Below are 15,511 nucleotides of genomic sequence, written 5' to 3'. Positions count from 1 at the left end.
GCGCGGCTGGGTGAGGCTGGCCTCGTGGCGCAGCTGATCACGATCGACGTGGGCGACGGCGAGGACGGCACGGCCGTCTTCGAGGTCGACGACGACCTGCTGCCGGTGGAGCCGGAGGGTTTTCCCGGCGGGTCGGTCGCGGCCCGGGCGCAGGTGTCGCTCCAGGAGGCCCTGGACCAGCTGGGCCCCGCCCTGGCGAAGATATTCGACACGCTGCGCCGCCTGGGGCCGGAGGAGGCGGCGGTGGACTTCGGCCTGAAGGTGGGGGGCGAGGCCGGCGTCGTCGTCGCGAAGGGCATGGCGGAGGTGAACTTCGCCGTCCACCTCGTGTGGCGGCGGCACGGCTGAGCCGACCCGCGACTGCCCGGCGGACCCCGAGCCGCGATCCGAGACCCCGAACCCGCACACCCCCCTCGCCACACGGCTGGAGAACCCCATGCGCGTGCTGCTCGTCCACCCGAGTGCCCTGATGTACTCGGAGATCTTCCTCCGGCTGGAGCCGCTGGGCCTGGAGCGGGTGGCGGCCGCCGCGCGCGACGCCGGGCACCAGGTGCGGGTGGTGGACCTGCAGGTGCTGCCGCGTTCCGTACTCGACGCGGAGCTGCGGTCGTTCGCGCCCGAGGCGCTGGGCATCTCCCTGAACTACCTGGCGAACATCCCCGAGGCCATCGAGATCGCCAGGCGCGCCAAGGCCGCGGCTCCGGGGTGCTTCGTGTTCTTCGGCGGGCACAGCGTGTCGTTCATCGCCGAGCACGTGCTGCGCCAGGCGGAGGGCGCGGTGGACGCCGTCGTGCGCGGCGAGGGCGAGCCCGCGGTGGCTCCGCTGCTGGAGGCGGCGCGCGACGGCGGTCTCGGCACCGTTCCGGGTGTCGTCTCGGCGGAGGGGTGCGGGCCCGCGCCGAAGCTGCTGGACAGCCTGGACCGGCCGCGCCCGGCGCGCGACCTGATGCGCAAACGGAACCGGTACTTCATCGGGGAGCTGGATCCGTGCGCGTCGATCGAGTTCACCCGCGGCTGCCCGTGGGACTGCTCGTTCTGTTCGGCGTGGACGTTCTACGGGCGCAGCTACCGCAAGGCGTCGCCGGAGGCCGCGGCCGACGAGATGGCGTCGATCCGGGAGCCGAACGTCTTCATCGTCGACGACGTGGCGTTCATCAAGCCGGAGCACGGCGACGGCATCGCGGCCGCTCTGGAGCGGCGCCGCATCAGGAAGCAGTACTACCTGGAGACCCGCAGCGATGTGCTGCTGCGCCATCCGGAGGTGTTCGAACGCTGGACGCGGCTGGGGCTGCGGTACATGTTCCTCGGCATGGAGGCGATCGACGCCGAGGGGCTGGACCTGTACCGCAAGCGGGTCAGCCCGGACGACAACTTCCGCGCCCTGGAGGCGGCCCGGCGGATGGGCATCATGGTCGCCATCAACCTGATCGTGGACCCGGCCTGGGACAGGGAGCGGTTCCGCGTGGTGCGGGAGTTCGCGCTGAGCGTGCCGGAGATCGTCCACCTGACGGTGATGACGCCGTACCCGGGCACCGAGATCTGGCACACGGAGGCGCGGCAGCTGACGACGCGGGACTACCGCCTGTTCGACATCCAGCACGCCGTCGTCCCGACGAAGCTGCCGCTGGAGGAGTTCTACCGCGAACTGGTGCGCACCCAGGCCGTCCTCAACCGCAAGCACCTGGGGCTGCGCAACGCGGTGGGCGCCATGGGGGTGCTGGGCCGGAACCTGCTGCGCGGGCAGACGAACTTCGCCCGGATGCTGTGGAAGTTCGGCCGCGTGTACAACCCGGAGCGGCAATTGGCCGACCACCGGCGGCCGGTGCGCTACGAGCTGCCGGTGCCGGAGCACCGGGCGGCGCCTCCCAAGCGGCAGGAGCTGTTCATCCACACGCGTCCCGCCTCCCCCGTCCACCGCCGTCCGGCCCCGGAGGCGGACGGCGTGTGACGGCACCTCGACGGCTGTCCGCGCGGCGGCCACACTGGCTGCATGCCACTGAAGATCGCCGTGTTCGGCGCGGGCAGCATCGGGTGCCATCTGGGCGGCCTCCTCGCCGCCGTCTGCGAGGTGACGCTGATCGGCCGTCCCGCCGCGATGGAGGCCGTACGGGAGCGGGGGCTGCGGCTGACGGGCGGCGGGCGCCCGGACGCGCGGGTCGCCCCGGCGCTGCTGCGGGCGTCCAGCGCGCCCGCGGACGTCTCCGGCGCCGACTACGTGCTGGTCACCGTCAAGTCGGGGGCGTCACGGGAGGCCGCCGAGGCGATCGGCCCGCACCTGGGCCCGCACACGGTGGTGGTGAGCTTCCAGAACGGCGTACGCAACCCGCAGGTGCTGGGCGCGGCCCTGCCCGCGGGCACGGCGGTGCTGACGGGGATGGTCCCGTACAACGTGGTGCGTACGGGGCCGGCCGCGTTCCACCAGGGCACGGCGGGCGCGCTGATGGTCGACGACGTGCCGGACGCGGGGGCGCTGGTGGCGGCGCTGCGGCGGGCCGGGCTGGAGGTCGAGCCGCGCGGTGACATGCGGGCCGTCCAGTACGCGAAGCTGCTGATGAACCTGAACAACGCGGTCAACGCTCTGTCCGGGCTGCCGCTGCGCGAGCAGCTGGGGACGCGGGTGTACCGGCGGTGCCTGGCGCTGTGCCAGGAGGAGGCGCTCGCGGCATACCGGGCGGAGGGCGTGGTCCCGGCGCGGCTCGGTCCGGTGCCCGCGTCGTGGACGCCGCGGCTGCTGCGGCTGCCGGACGCGGTGTTCCGGCGGGTCGCGGCGGCGTCGCTGCGGGTGGACGCGCGGGCGAGGTCGTCCATGTGGGAGGACTTGGAGCGCGGCCGGCCCACGGAGATCGACTCGCTGCAGGGCGAGGTCGTGGCGCTCGCGTCCCGTCACGGACTGCCCGCCCCGGTCAACGCGCGTCTGGTCCGGCTGGTGCGCGAGGCGGAGGCGGCCCCTCCGGGCGGGGCGCGCCGCTGGTCGGCGGCGGAGCTGTACGAGGAACTGCGGCGGGCGGCGGCGGGCGCTGCTTGAGGCGGCTCGGTGGGCGGCCGTCGGTGGCCGCTGTCGCGTGGGCGGCCGTCGGATGGCGCGGCCGTCAGGTGGGCGGCTGCCGGGTGGACGGCCGTCGGGTGGGCGGCTGCCCGGTCCGCGTCATACTGGTCCCTCACGTGGAGCGACACGGAGCAACAGGGTTGTCCACAGGGCGTTTTCCACAGGGGTTGCCCGGCTTCGTCCGTACGCGAAAAGATCGTTCCCGGTCTGGACGATGACGAAGGGGGTGGCGATGAGGCCTCGTCTGGTGTTCGTCCACGGCATCGGCGGTCCCCGCGATGCCGGGGCGGAACTGCAGGAGTGGTTACGCGCGCTGGCGCACGGGGCGCGGGCGGCGGGACACGGCGGCAGCGTTTCGGGACTGACGGGCGGCTGGGCCGCTGACGCGCGCTTCGCCTACTACGGCGATCTGTTCCGCACGTCGGAGTCCCAGGGCGCCGGCGGCGCGGTCGGGACGCCGGGCGGGCGGGACGACGAGGAGCTGGTCGTGCGGCTGCTCCTCGAAGCGGTGGACGAGCGGCTGGCCGATCCCGATGTGGCGCCGCACGAGGCGCGCGTGCTGGCCCACGCCCGCGCCCAGCTGGTGCCGCCCGGCGGGGCGCAGGGGCTCGGCGCGCCCGGCCGGCACGCGGCGAACGCGCTGACGACGCTGCTGGCGCTGCCCGGACTGCGGTCGGCGGGCGGCTGGTTGAGCGGCCGGGCCACGATCGGCGTACTCGGCCAGGTCGCCCGGTACCTCAACCGGGGCGAGCCCGAGGGCGGGGTGACGCTGGACGCCCGGATCCGCGGGAGGGTCGCGGAGTGCCTCGACGATGACGGGCCGACGGTCGTCGTGGCGCACTCGCTGGGCACGGTCGTCGCCCTGGAGACCCTGCACGCCCACCGCGGCGAGGTGCCGCTGCTGATCACTCTGGGGTCGCCGCTCGGGACGCGGACGGCGGTGCTGCCGCGGGTGCGCCCGCAGCCGGTGTCCGCTCCCGCCTGCGTCGGCCGGTGGCTGAACTTCTGGGACAGGGACGACATCGTGGCCGCCCGGCCCCGGCTCGAGGAGTTCGTACGGGCGAACGCCTCGTCGGTGCGGCCGGTGAGCGGCCGGGTCGACTCGGACGGCGCGTGGGTGCACCCGGCGGCGCGGTACCTGGCGCAGGCCGCAGTGGCGGGCCCGCTCGTCGAGGCCCTGACCGCCGCCGCCACGTCATGACCGGCCCGCGGCACGCCCTGGTGATCGGGGCGCAGTGCCCCGGCCTGGGCCTGCTGGACGGGCTCGAGGACGCGGCGCGGGCGCTGCACGGCACGCTGACGGCGCCGTGGGCGGGCGGCTGCGAGAAGGACCCGCCGGGCGGGCCGTCGCTGCTGTGCGGCGACCAGGTGACGCGGGCCCGGGTGGAGGCGGCGGTCCGGGCGGCGGCGCTGGGCGCGGGCGACGCGGGCGCGGTGCTGGTCCTGGCGCTGATCGGCCACGGCATGGCCGGCGGCACGGGGCTGTACTTCATGGCGAGCGACTCGCTGCCGGAGGAGCCCCTGACGGCGGTGGACGTGGGTTCGCTGCTGGCGCAGGCGCTGGACACGCGGGGCCTGGCGGGGGTCATCGCCATCGTGGACACCTGCCACGCGGGCAACGCGGTGCCCGATCTGAAGTCGGTCGCCAACGGCATCCGGCAGGGCGACACGCGGCTGTCGCTGCTGATGGGGTCGGGTGCGGCGGAGGAGGCGTACGGACTGCGGTTCAGCAGGACCCTGGTGAAGGTGCTCCGGGAGGGGATCGCGGCGGGGGGCGAGGTGCTGGCGGCGGACGCCGTCGTGGAGGCCGTGCGGGAGGACGGCGGCACCGTGGGGCAGGCGATCTGGCGGGCCGAGTTCGACGGGGCGCGGTTCGGGCCGGGCCCGCTGTGGCTGGCGCGCAACTCCCGGCACGCGGCGCCGGGGGCGCGGCTGGGCCCGGTGGGGTCGGAGGAGCTGGCACGCGCCGTGGCGGCCGTGGACACGCCGGTGGACTGCCGGGTGACGACCGGCAAGGACCTCGACGCGGTACGGGAGGGGGTGGCCGCCGCGGAGCCGTCGCCTGCGCGGGAGTGGGCGCTCGACGTGGTGGACGCGCTGGGCGCGGCGGCGCGGACGGTCCGGCTGCTGGAAGCGTGGCCGGGGGCGCCGCTCACCTCCGGTCTCCTGCGGCGGGCGTTCGGCGGGGCGTGCCCCGGTCCGGTGGAGTCGCCCCCGGCGTCGTCGGGCACCGACCTGCTGCGGGACGTGGTGGAGTACCTGCTGCTGCGGGCCCCGGTTGCGGGCCGGCCGCGGAGGGCGCCGCTGGTGGACTTCGTGGCGCTGCTGGCGCACGAGACGGGGGTGGCCCCGGGGACTCCCGCGGTGCGCGACTGGGCGGCGGAGCTCGGTGCGGTGATCGATCTGAACGACGCGTTCGTGCGGCTCGCGGACCGGTCGCGGGAGACGCGGCTGCGCTTGGTGGTGAGCCTTCACGCGGCGGTCGGCGACGAGTGGCCGGAATCGCTCGCGGCGTGGCTGCTGGACGGCGGGGAGGTGCGGGACCGCGAGGAGTTCGCGTGCAGCCCGGACCGGACGGGTGTCGAGCGGCAGGTGGGCGCGGCGCTGCGGTGGGCGTCCCGGCTGGCCGCGGCGACGGGTGTGCCGCTGCGCCGTGTGGAGGTGGCGGCGCCCGCGCCGCTGCTGGTGCGGTGGCGGCCGGAGGAGACGGACTTCGGGATGCGCCTGGGCGCCGAGCACGACGTGGTCCTGCGGTGGAGCGACCGCATCCAGCCGCCCGACCATCTGTGGTGGATCAACGACCGGGCGCGCCGGACGCTGCAAGCCATGGAGGAGTGCCCCGACGGCGGCCGGCTGGAGTGGCTCGGCGAGACCGAGACGCGGCAGGTGCGTGAGCTGAGGGACCGGCTGCTCGCCGGTCCGCGCACCCGCGCGGTCGCGCTGGAGCACCGCCCGCCGCATCTGAGCGACATGCTGGAGACGCTGCTCGCCTCCTCGCCCATCGTGTTGTGGCCGGACGACGAGACGCATCGCGTCCCCGCGGAGGCGCGCCGCTACCTGGACGCGTACTGGCATCTGCTGCCGGGCGAGTTCTGCCGCGCGTACCGGGACCGGTGGAGCGGCGGGGACAGCGGGGGGCCGGGGCGCGGCCACCTCGCCCGGCTGCGCACGGTGTGGGACGACGCGGAGTGGCTGGAGTTCTGCAGGTGGTTCGAACAGTTCACGACGGATGGGGAGAGTCCCGCATGACCTGGCAGCCCTTCTACGCGGGAACCGGTGTCGCCGCGCGCGAGCGGGTGGAGCTGGCACCGCCGCCGCCCTGGCGGGTGTTTCCCCGCAGGTCCCTGCACGAGCAGTTCGTCCCTCCGCCCGGCCTGGTGGAGGCGGTGAACGCCGCGCTGCTGCTGCGCCGCCCGCTGCTGCTGACCGGCCCGGCGGGGTCGGGGAAGTCCACGGTGATCGAGCAGGTCGCGGCCGAGCTGGCGCTGGGCCCGGTCCTGCGCTGGCACATCACGTCCCGCAGCGGCCTGACGGACGCCCTGTACCGGTACGACGCGCTCGGCCGGATCCACGCGCAGCGGCTGGAGGGCCCGGGCGGCGGCGACGACATCGCGCCGTTCCTGCGGATGGGGCCGCTCGGCACGGCTCTGCTGCCGTCACCGCGGCCCCGGGCGCTGCTCGTCGACGAGATCGACAAGAGCGACCTGGACCTGCCCAGTGATCTGCTGGACGTGCTGGAGCGGGGCGAGTTCGAGATCCCGGAGCTCGCCCGGTACGGCAGGGACGTCGTCGCCGTACGGGAGTGGGGCGGCGACGCGCACCACGAGGTGACGCGCGGCCGGGTGCGGTGCACGGAGTTCCCGTTCATCGTGATGACCAGCAACGGTGAGCGCGACTTCCCGGCCGCGTTCCTGCGCCGCTGCATCCGCTTCACCATGCCCATGCCGACCCCGGAGAGCCTGCTCAGGGTCGTCGCCGCGCATCTGGGCGCCGACACGGCGGAGTCGGAGACGGCCGGGGAGCTGGTCGGCGTGTTCGTGGAGCGGCTCGCCGCCGGGGAGAGCCTCGCCGTGGACCAACTCCTCAACGCCGTGCACCTCCTGTCCGGGGACGGCGCGCCGGACGGGGAGCGCCGGCAGGCCGTCGTGGACCTGCTGCTGCGGGAGCTCTCCCGTGTCTGACGCCCTCGGCCGGGTGCTGGCCGCGCTGCGTACGGCCGTCCCGCACCTGGACCCGGCGGCGGGGAGCGGGGGCGGCCCGGCGGACGCGCTGGACGGCACGGCGCTGGCGGAGGCGCTGTGGCTGGCCGCAGCGATGGCCGGGCAGGGGGCGGCGGTCCCGGCGCCGGCCGACCCGCCGGAGCCGGCCGCGGTGCCGGGAGCGACCGCGCCGGCCCAGGAGGGGACCACGGCGCTGCGGAAGCGGGAACTCCCGGCGCCGGACCCGGTGGGCACAGGCGGTTCGCAGGCGCGGCCCGCCGGGGCGCGTCACCTCCACGAGCGGCTGCCGGGCGCCGCCACGCGGGTGCGGGGCCACGCCGTGGCCGCGCCGCGCGCCACCGGCCTGCCCCGGGCGCTGGAGGTGACGCGGGCGCTGCGGCCGTGGAAGCGCCCCTGGCCGGAAGGGCGGCGCGGCAGACTGGACATCGACGCGACGGTGGACGGCTACGCCCGCAGCGGCGAACTGATCCCGGTGTTCTCGCCCGCGCCGGAACGGTGGTTCGATCTGACGCTCGTCGTGGACCAGTCCCCTCAGATGCGCGTGTGGGAGGAGACCCTCGACGACTTCAACGGCGTCCTGGACCGGCTGGGGGCCTTCCGCACGCTCCAGGTGCGGGACCTGCGGTTCGACGACTCCGGCGGCCCGCAAGCGCCGGGGCAGCTGCGGCAGGCGGACGGGCGCAGGCTGGTGGTCGTCGTGTCGGACTGCGTGGCCGAGCCCTGGCGGCGGCCCCCCGTGTGGCTGCTGCTGCGCGAGTGGGCGGCCACCACTCCCGTCGCGCTGCTGAACCCGCTCCCGACGAAGCTGTGGCGGCGCGGCGGGCTGAACCTGCCGACGGTACGGTTCGCGCCCGCCGCGCCCGGGGCCCACCGCAGTCGCCTCCCCCACGCCGCGCCACCCCTGCTGGACCTGTCCGCGCCGGGCGAGTCACCCCCTGGCGGGACACCTGTCGGCGGGACGTCTTCTGATGGTGGGTCTGCCGGCGGGACGTCTCCTCACCTGGGCGGTGCGTCCCGTGCGGGAGCGGTCCTGGGTGGTGCGCCCCCTGCCGGTGCGGTCCCGGGCGGTGCGGCTCCCGGCGGGGCGGGCGCTGGCGGGGCGGTCGCCGGGGCCGGGGGCGCCGACGCGGGTGCGTGGCTGCCGATCCCCGTGCTGGCCCTTTCGCCGCACTCGCTCGACCGCTGGTCGCGGGCGTTGATGCGCGGCGCACCGGAGGGCTGTACGGCCGTGCTCGTCCCGCCCGGCGGACGGCTGCCCGGCCGGCCCAGGCCGCGCGCCCTGCCGGCCTCGCCCGGCACGGCCGCTCGGGGCTTCCTCCGTACGGCCTCGCCGCGTGCCGTGCGGCTCGCGGTGCTGTGCGCGCCGTTCGACCGGCTCAGTCTGCGGCTGCTGCATGTGATCCGCCGGGAGCTGGTGCCCGACGCGACGACCGCCGACGTGGCGGAGGCCGTGACGAGCGGCCTGTTCGAGCTGGGTCAGGGCGACGGCGACGCCGGGTCGCTGGAGCTGGTCCTGTCCGAGGACGTCAGGGCGGTGCTGCGGGAGCGGCTGCCCGCGCATGAGGCGTGGCGCGTCCACCAGGCGCTCGACCGGTACGTGGCCTCGCGCGGCGACGGGCGACCGGGGCTGCGCTCGGTCGCGTACGACGAGGCGGGCCCCCGCGAACTGCCCGCCGAGCAGGAGGCGTTCGCCCGCGCGTCCCGGCAGACACTGGAGCTGCTGGGGCTGTCCGTGCCCGCCGGGGAGCCCGCGGAGCCGGACCGGGGCGACGGCCGGGACGAGAGCAGGGACAACCAGGACCCGCACGGCGCGGAGACGGAGGGCTGGTCCGGGACTTCGGGCGGGTTCCCCCCGCCGCCCGACGTGTTCATCGGCGACGCGGACGTCGTCGATTCCCTCGTCGCACAGCTCGCGGCGCCGACCGCCGGTGTCGTGTGGGTGTCCGCCGTCGAGGACACACCCGGCACGGGGCGCACGGCCCTGGCGCTGCACGTGGCCCACCGCTTCGCCGGTGAGCGGTACTACGTGGACCTGCGCGGTTCCGGTCCGCATCCCGTACCGCCGGAAGCCGCGCTGCACCGGCTGCTGACGGAGATGGGCGCCTCGCCCGGCCCGGGGCCGCACACCGCGCGCGAGCTGGCCGCGCGGCTGGCGGAGGCGGTCGCCGGGCGGCGTGTGCTGCTCGTACTGGACGACGTGGCCGACCCCGGCCCGATGAGGGACCTGCTGCCCGTGGCGCCGGGCTGTGCCGTACTGGCCACGGTCACCGGCGTACGCGCCGTGCGGGGGCACCGGCTGCTTCCCCTGACGGGTGACGACGCCGTGCGCGTCGTCGCGGCCTGGGCCGGCCTGGACGGCGACGGGGACCGGGAGGCGCTGCGCGAGCTGACGGCCGACCGCGTGTGGTGGCCGCGCACGCTGCGCCTGGTCGGCTCCTGGATCGCCTCGGGCTCCGCGCCGCCTTTGCCCGAGCTGAGCCGGCTGGTCGGCACGATTGCCGTCGCCCAGCCGGCGGCGCTCGGACGAGCCGTTCTCGACCTGCGGCTGCGTCACCTCCCGGCGGACGACCGAGAGGCGCTGGCCCTGCTGGCCCGCCTCCCCACCGGTGAGGTGACCCGCACGGAGGCGTGGGCCCTCCTCGGCAACCGCCGGGCCGCGCTCACGATGCTCGACCGGTTGGCGCGCCACGGGCTGCTGGACCGGCGAGGTGCCGGGGTGTACCGGATGCCGCAGGACGTGCGGCGCCAGGTCCTCGCCGGGCACCCGCACGACGCCCGGGCCGCCGTCGCCGTCACGCGGCTCGTACGCCACCACCTCGCCGCTGCCGCCGCGCTCCACGAGGAGGAGCGCCCCGGCTCCGCGCTGGCCGAGAACCTGAGGGTGCGGGCCACCGAGGTCACCGACGACGGCCCCTCGCATGTGTGGCCGGCCAACGCGCTGGCACTGGCGGCCGAGGCGGCCACGCCGGCGCGGTCGCCGGACCACTTCGCCGACCTGCTCCTGCTGCTGCACGTGCAGGGCGCGTCGACCCCGTACCGCTCGCGGTTCGAGGAAGCCGCGAGGGCGCTGATCGAGGCGGCGCCGGCCGGAGCCGAGCAGTCGGCGGTCCGGGCCGTGGTCGCCCTGGCGTTGGCGCAGTACGCCGCCGGGGCGGTCGGCGAGGCGGCCCAGACGCTGGGCGACCTGCCGAGCGGCGCGTGGGACGAGGATCCGGCGCTGCGGGGGCCCGCGAACCAGCTCGCCGGGCGACTGGCGTGGGAGCGCGGCCGTCTGGAGGAGACCGAGGCGTTCCTGAGGCGGGCGCTCGACGCGTACCGCACGGACGGTGACCGCTTCGGCGTGGCGACGTGCGGCCTCGACCTGGCGTCGGTCCTCACCCGGCTCGGCTGGACCGACGAGGTGCTGCGGACGGTTCTGGAGGCGCTCGGCAGCCATCGGGACTCGGTACCCCACGCCCTCATGCGGCGGGGCCTGCTCGCCCTGGAGGAGGCGCTGGCGGCGGCCGGACGCCACCGGGAGCTGCTCACCGCGCAGGAGGCGTTGATCTCCCAGTACCGGACGGAGGGCGGGAACCCCCACGAGGAGGGCCTGGTCCTCGTCCGGATGGCGCGGACGCTGATCGCGCTGGGGCGGCTGCCCGACGCGGAGGCGTCGGCACAGGCGGCGCTCTCGCACCTCGACGCCGGGCCCGAGGGGGAAGCCGGCCGGGAGGAGGCCCGGCAGGTGCTCGCCGCGATCGCGCAAGCGGCGGCCGGTGCCGGGCCTGGCGGTCCCGCCGTCGTCCTCGCCCTGGCGGCCGACGGCGACGTCACCGTCACCGGACAGGCGCTCTCGCTCGCCCTCGCCTCGCTGGCGGACGTCCCCGGCATGCCGCGCGCCGGCCACCGGATGCTGGCCGGGGACGACCGGTGCGTGATGGTGCTGCCGTCCGAAGTACCGCTCGACACCCTGCTCGTCGGCCTGGCGCAGCGGCTGCCGGACGAACTGGAGGCGGCCGGCGGAAGGCCCGCCGCGCGCCTGGCCGTCCATGTCGGGGACGTTTCCACGCGGCGGGGCGGGATCGACGACTCCGATCCGCACATCGGGCTCACGGTGACGATGGCGGGTTCACGCCGACTCCGGGACCACTCGCGGAACTTCCCCTTCCACACGACGCTCTGCCTCTCGCCCGAGGCGTTCGAGCGGCTGGGCGGCCGGGACTCCGACGGTCTCGTGGCGGGGCGTTTCACCGCCCACGAGGTCGTCGAGGACGGGCAGGCCGTCTGCGTCGTACTCACCCCGCGCACCGACCTGTCCGCGTACGACGCCGAACTGCTCATGCTGGCCCGCGTGTTCAGCGACGGCGACCCGGACGGGCAGCTCATGGCCGCCGCTCTGCGGAAGTCCATCGACTCGGTGCTCGACCCCGAGCTGACGGGCCGCTACGACCCGGCCCGGCTCGACGAGCGGGAGAGGGAGCTGCTCGCCGGACGGCTGGCGCGGGAGCTGCGCGCCGGTTTCCCGGCGGCCGCGCGGTACCGGCTGAAGCTGTCGCTGGAGGGCGCCGGCTGGGCATTCTCGCCGGCCGATCACGGGGACATCTGCCTGGTCGTACGGGCGGACGAGGAGCACGCCCGCTGGTCGGCGGGGCTGGTGCGGATACGCCCCGGCATGACGGTCGCGCCGGTGCACGCGGACGCGCCGTCGCCGCTGACGCCGGAGGCCCGCACGGCGGTGCTGTGGCTGCATCGCGCCGCGCCGCTGCGGGAGAACCTGCTGCTGCGGCTGCGCGACGGGGACCGCGCCGCGATCCTGGCGCCCGCGTCCGCCGTTGAGCGCACGGCGGAGTTGTTCCGGCGGGTGCGGGAGCGGCCCGTGACCGAGGCGGCGCTGCGGCCCGTGTCGCGGCGCCGCGACAACGCCCGCACGGTCCGGGAGGCGGCTGCGCTGCTCCGCGAGGAGGGCGTGCTGGTGGTGGGCGGCAACCGGCGGGGCCGCGAGGTGGCCGGGGCCCTGCGGCTGCCCGTGCCGGACGCGGACGCCTATGTGAGCGTCCGGTTGACGCGGCGCCGCCCGCACCATGCCGGGCCGTCGCTCCTGGCGGGCGGTGTGGCGTGGGTCGTGGCCGGGCCGGACGATCCGCTGGAGCCGCTCCCCCGCGACCTGCCGAACCCCCGCCGACCGAGGTGACCGGAGCCCCGCGGGAGGCCCGGGTGACCGGCGCCCCGCCGTACTCGGCCGCGCCCACCGTGCCCGGGCGGTCCGGTTGACCGGCGTCCCGCCGTACTCGGCGGCGTCCACCGTGCCCGGGCCGTCCGGGTGTCCGGCGCCCCGCCGTGTTCCGCCGCGCTCGGGATGTCCGGGGTCTCCGGAGTGCGGGCGAGGAGGTGGTCACATGCCGGTGGGCCAGGTCTCCTCCTCGTGGGTGTCCGGCGGTCCGGTGGTGCGCAGCGGGGTCAGGGCGGTGGTGCGGTCGAGGTGCAGGAAGGCGTCGTACCGGTCGGCGGGCAGCGTCGGCACGTAGTTGCCCCAGCGTTCCCGCGCCGCGTGGTAGACGACGCCGATCGCCCGGTGGTCCCGTACGGCGGCGGTCCAGCCGCCGCTCTCCGTGCCGGGGAGGACGAACAGCGCCGGCTGGCCGGGCAGCGCCTCGTGCATCAGGTGCTCCAGGCTGCCGCTCCGGGCGGGCGGGACCCGCATCACGCGCGGTTCCGCACCCCAGAAGTCGGCGGCCAGGACGGTCCCCTCGTACGAGCCGAAGCCGATCAGTACGACGCCCTCGGCGAGGTGCCGTTCACGGACGAGCTGGCCGACGTTGACCATCCCGGCGTCGGCCATGCCGGTGGCGCGGGCGTCCCCGATGTGGGTGTTGTGCTCCCACACCACGGCCCGCGCTCCGGGGCCGTGGTGCCGCATGAGCCGGTCCAGGGTGTCGGCCATGTGGCGGTCGCGGATGTTCCACGCCTCGGGGCCGCCCCGGACCATGGCCCGGTAGTACGCCTCCGCTCCGGCGACCACCTCGGCGTTCTGCCGCAGTGCCAGCTCGGCCAGCCGGTCACCGGGCCCCCGACCCGCCACCGCCACGCCGCCGCCCCGGTCCGCACGCCCGACCGCGCCGCCCCGGTCCGCCACATCGGGGCCGCGCCGCAGGTCCACGAGCAGCGACAGCACCTCCGGCTCGCAGCCGGACGGCACCAGCCGGGCCGCCCTCGCGTACTCCTGCGGGTCCTCGGCGTACGGCTCGAAGCACCGGTACGCCTCCAGCGCGGCCTCCACCCGGTCAGGGTCGTGCCGCCGCAGATGGCCGAGCACCGCGTGCAGGGACTCCCACAGGCTGTACACGTCGAGCCCGTAGAACCCGACGCGCCGTCCGGCGGGCAGCCGCCTGTTGTACTCCCCCAGCCAGCCGACGAAGTCGGCGACGTCGGTGTTCGCCCACATCCACGCGGGCCAGCGGCGGAAGCCCGCCAGCACCTCGCGCGGGTCCTCCGGGGCGCCCGGTGCTCCGGTCACCACGTGGTGCACGGCCAGGCAGTCGGGCCAGTCGCCCTCCACGGCGACGAACGACACGCCGCGCTCCTCGACGAGCCGCCGCGTCAGCTCCGCCCGCCACCGGTAGAACTCGGCCGTCCCGTGCGACGCCTCACCGATCAGTACGTAGCGGGCGTCACCGATCCGCTCCATCAGCGGGTCCAGCGAACCGGGGCCGGTCAGCGGCAGCGCGTCGGCCCGCACCCGCCCGGCGTCACCGCCGGGCGCGCCGGCCCGTGCGGCACTCGTCACGGCCCGCCGCCGGCGTCGAGGAGCCCGCCTCCGTCGAGGGGGCTCGCGGCGTTCGTGTCGGGTACGTCGGCGCACACCCCGCACAGCATGCGCCGACCGCGCACCGGCTGCGACGGGCCGGGGCCGACCGGCTCGCGCACCGTCTCGCCCCGTACCCGCACATGGTCGCGGCACAGTCCGGCGCCGCAGAACCGGCACACCGCGACGGCCGGGTTCGGGCGGTCGCACTCGTAGCAGTTCACGGTCTTCCTCGCTCTCGCTGCCGGGGGCGGCGGTCGCCCGGGGTGGCCGCCGTCCGGGCCGGACGCCATCGGCGTCGGCGCCGTCCGCTGCGGCGGCCACGCGACCGGGCGCCACCCGTGTGCCGGACCGCCGACCGGGCCGTCACCGGTCGTGGCGGGCTTGCGGCCCGAACGTCATCCGACGTACCGGCGCGCGGTCGACTCGCGCTGCGCCTTCGCCAGGGTCCGCAGCCGCGCCTCCACCGGCGGAGGTACGACGCGACGCTCCCGCAGCACCCACGGCAGTCCGGCCGCCGCGGCCGCGAACGCCCGTACCGACGCGCGGTCGCGGGGCACGGTGCGGGCCAGGTGCAGCGTCCTGCGCAGGGCGGGGCCGACGGGGCGGCGCAGCCAGCAGAACCACAGGGTGTTGCGCAGCCCGTCGACACGCCGCTTCGTCGCGTCGCGCGCCTTGGACGGGGCGTGGTGGACGGTGAGGTCGGCGACGTACACGAGCCACCAGCCGAGCGTCGCCAGGTCCGTGGCCAGCAGTTCCTCCTCGCCGCCGAGCCAGAGCCGCTCGTGGAAGCCGCCGGCCGTGAGGAAGGCGTCCCGGCGCATGACGGTGGCCGCCGCGAGGAACGACCCGAGCGCGGGGCCGGGCAGCCAGTCGGGGCCGGGCACCGGCGAATCGCGCAGTTCCGCGACGATCGGGTCCTCCCGGCCACCCGGCTCCACCAGGATGCGCCCGGTCACGGCGGCCAGCCGCTCGTGCCGGTCCAGTACATCGGCGGCACCGGCCAGCGAACCGGGCTCCCACCAGGAGTCGTCGTCGCAGAAGGCGATGTACGGGGTGCGGGCCCGGCGTACGGCGAGGTTCCGGCCGACGGCGCCCAGATTGGCGCCCGGCGTGAGCAGGGTGACCTCCGGGTGGCAGCGGGCCACGGCGTCGGCGGTGCCGTCCGAGGAGGCGTTGTCCACGACGATCACCGGCGGCCGCTCGGGCAGCCGCACGGTGTTGTCGAGGGTGCGGAGCAGTTCGTCGCGCCGGTTGTGGGTGATGATCACGACGGTGGTGCGCGGATCGGTCACGTGGACGCCTCCTCTCCCCTGGCGGGCCGGGGCTCCCAGGCCCGGGGACCGCTGCGGGGGCCCCGGGGTGCTCCCTCCCGGCTACCGCTCTCGGGCCGGGTGAAACCGGCACCGCCGGACCGACGCGGGGAGGCCGGTGCGGGACGACCAGCGCGGGCGGCCAGTGCGG

10 protein-coding genes are annotated in these 15,511 nt (G+C 76.2%); 7 read left to right on the top strand and 3 right to left on the bottom strand.

Annotated features, from left to right (window positions below):
- The first annotated feature begins 24 nt into the window (after positions 1-24).
- The 7 genes from ACSUPT_RS26455 (at position 25) to ACSUPT_RS26425 (ending at position 12,436) form a co-directional block, all read left to right on the top strand.
- On the top strand, positions 25-348 hold the full coding sequence (locus ACSUPT_RS26455) for a CU044_2847 family protein (RefSeq protein WP_351967867.1): 324 nt from the start codon (positions 25-27) through the stop codon (positions 346-348).
- Positions 349-436: 88 nt separating this feature from the next.
- Positions 437-1,948, top strand: a complete 1,512-nt coding sequence (gene hpnR, locus ACSUPT_RS26450) for a hopanoid C-3 methylase HpnR (protein ID WP_436945802.1) — start codon at positions 437-439, stop codon at positions 1,946-1,948.
- A 42-nt stretch (positions 1,949-1,990) separates the two neighbouring features.
- Positions 1,991-3,025: a 2-dehydropantoate 2-reductase gene (locus ACSUPT_RS26445; protein ID WP_351967869.1), complete on the top strand. Its 1,035-nt coding sequence runs from the start codon at positions 1,991-1,993 to the stop codon at positions 3,023-3,025.
- 253 nt (positions 3,026-3,278) lie between these two features.
- A complete protein-coding gene (locus ACSUPT_RS26440) occupies positions 3,279-4,247 on the top strand; it encodes an alpha/beta hydrolase (RefSeq protein ID WP_351967870.1) in 969 nt (322 codons plus the stop codon).
- Positions 4,244-6,295, top strand: a complete 2,052-nt coding sequence (locus tag ACSUPT_RS26435) for a hypothetical protein (RefSeq protein ID WP_436945800.1) — start codon at positions 4,244-4,246, stop codon at positions 6,293-6,295. Before ACSUPT_RS26440 ends, ACSUPT_RS26435 begins: the two co-directional genes overlap by 4 nt.
- Positions 6,292-7,227, top strand: a complete 936-nt coding sequence (locus ACSUPT_RS26430) for an AAA family ATPase (protein WP_351967872.1) — start codon at positions 6,292-6,294, stop codon at positions 7,225-7,227. Before ACSUPT_RS26435 ends, ACSUPT_RS26430 begins: the two co-directional genes overlap by 4 nt.
- Entirely contained in the window at positions 7,220-12,436 is a 5,217-nt protein-coding gene (locus ACSUPT_RS26425) for a NaeI family type II restriction endonuclease (protein ID WP_436945799.1), read from the top strand. Before ACSUPT_RS26430 ends, ACSUPT_RS26425 begins: the two co-directional genes overlap by 8 nt.
- Positions 12,437-12,637: 201 nt before the next feature.
- Here the strand turns inward: ACSUPT_RS26425 and ACSUPT_RS26420 are convergent, their stop codons facing one another.
- The 3 genes from ACSUPT_RS26420 to ACSUPT_RS26410 form a co-directional block, all read right to left on the bottom strand.
- Entirely contained in the window at positions 12,638-14,029 is a 1,392-nt protein-coding gene (locus tag ACSUPT_RS26420; protein ID WP_436945798.1) for an erythromycin esterase family protein, read from the bottom strand.
- Positions 14,026-14,271 carry a DUF2180 family protein gene (locus ACSUPT_RS26415; RefSeq protein ID WP_351967875.1) on the bottom strand — a complete coding sequence of 82 codons (246 nt, stop codon included), beginning with the start codon at positions 14,269-14,271 and terminating at the stop codon, positions 14,026-14,028. The genes ACSUPT_RS26420 and ACSUPT_RS26415 overlap by 4 nt, the downstream gene beginning before the upstream one ends.
- 174 nt (positions 14,272-14,445) lie before the next feature.
- Positions 14,446-15,342, bottom strand: coding sequence for a glycosyltransferase family 2 protein (locus ACSUPT_RS26410; RefSeq protein WP_436945796.1), 897 nt, complete (start codon positions 15,340-15,342; stop codon positions 14,446-14,448).
- Between the last annotated feature and the right edge of the window lie 169 nt (positions 15,343-15,511).

Origin of the sequence: Streptomyces sp. SudanB25_2051 (genome assembly GCF_964272635.1) — a bacterium.
Taxonomy (GTDB): domain Bacteria; phylum Actinomycetota; class Actinomycetes; order Streptomycetales; family Streptomycetaceae; genus Streptomyces.
The sequence above is the reverse complement of the archived record's forward strand: the minus strand, read 5'-3'. Positions and strand labels throughout refer to the sequence as shown.

Coding starts and splice junctions, on each gene's coding strand:
- ACSUPT_RS26430 (WP_351967872.1), top strand. CDS start 6,292: ATGACCTGGCAGCCCTTCTACGCGGGAACCGGTGTCGCCGCGCGCGAG.
- ACSUPT_RS26440 (WP_351967870.1), top strand. CDS start 3,279: ATGAGGCCTCGTCTGGTGTTCGTCCACGGCATCGGCGGTCCCCGCGAT.
- ACSUPT_RS26445 (WP_351967869.1), top strand. CDS start 1,991: ATGCCACTGAAGATCGCCGTGTTCGGCGCGGGCAGCATCGGGTGCCAT.
- hpnR (WP_436945802.1), top strand. CDS start 437: ATGCGCGTGCTGCTCGTCCACCCGAGTGCCCTGATGTACTCGGAGATC.
- ACSUPT_RS26435 (WP_436945800.1), top strand. CDS start 4,244: ATGACCGGCCCGCGGCACGCCCTGGTGATCGGGGCGCAGTGCCCCGGC.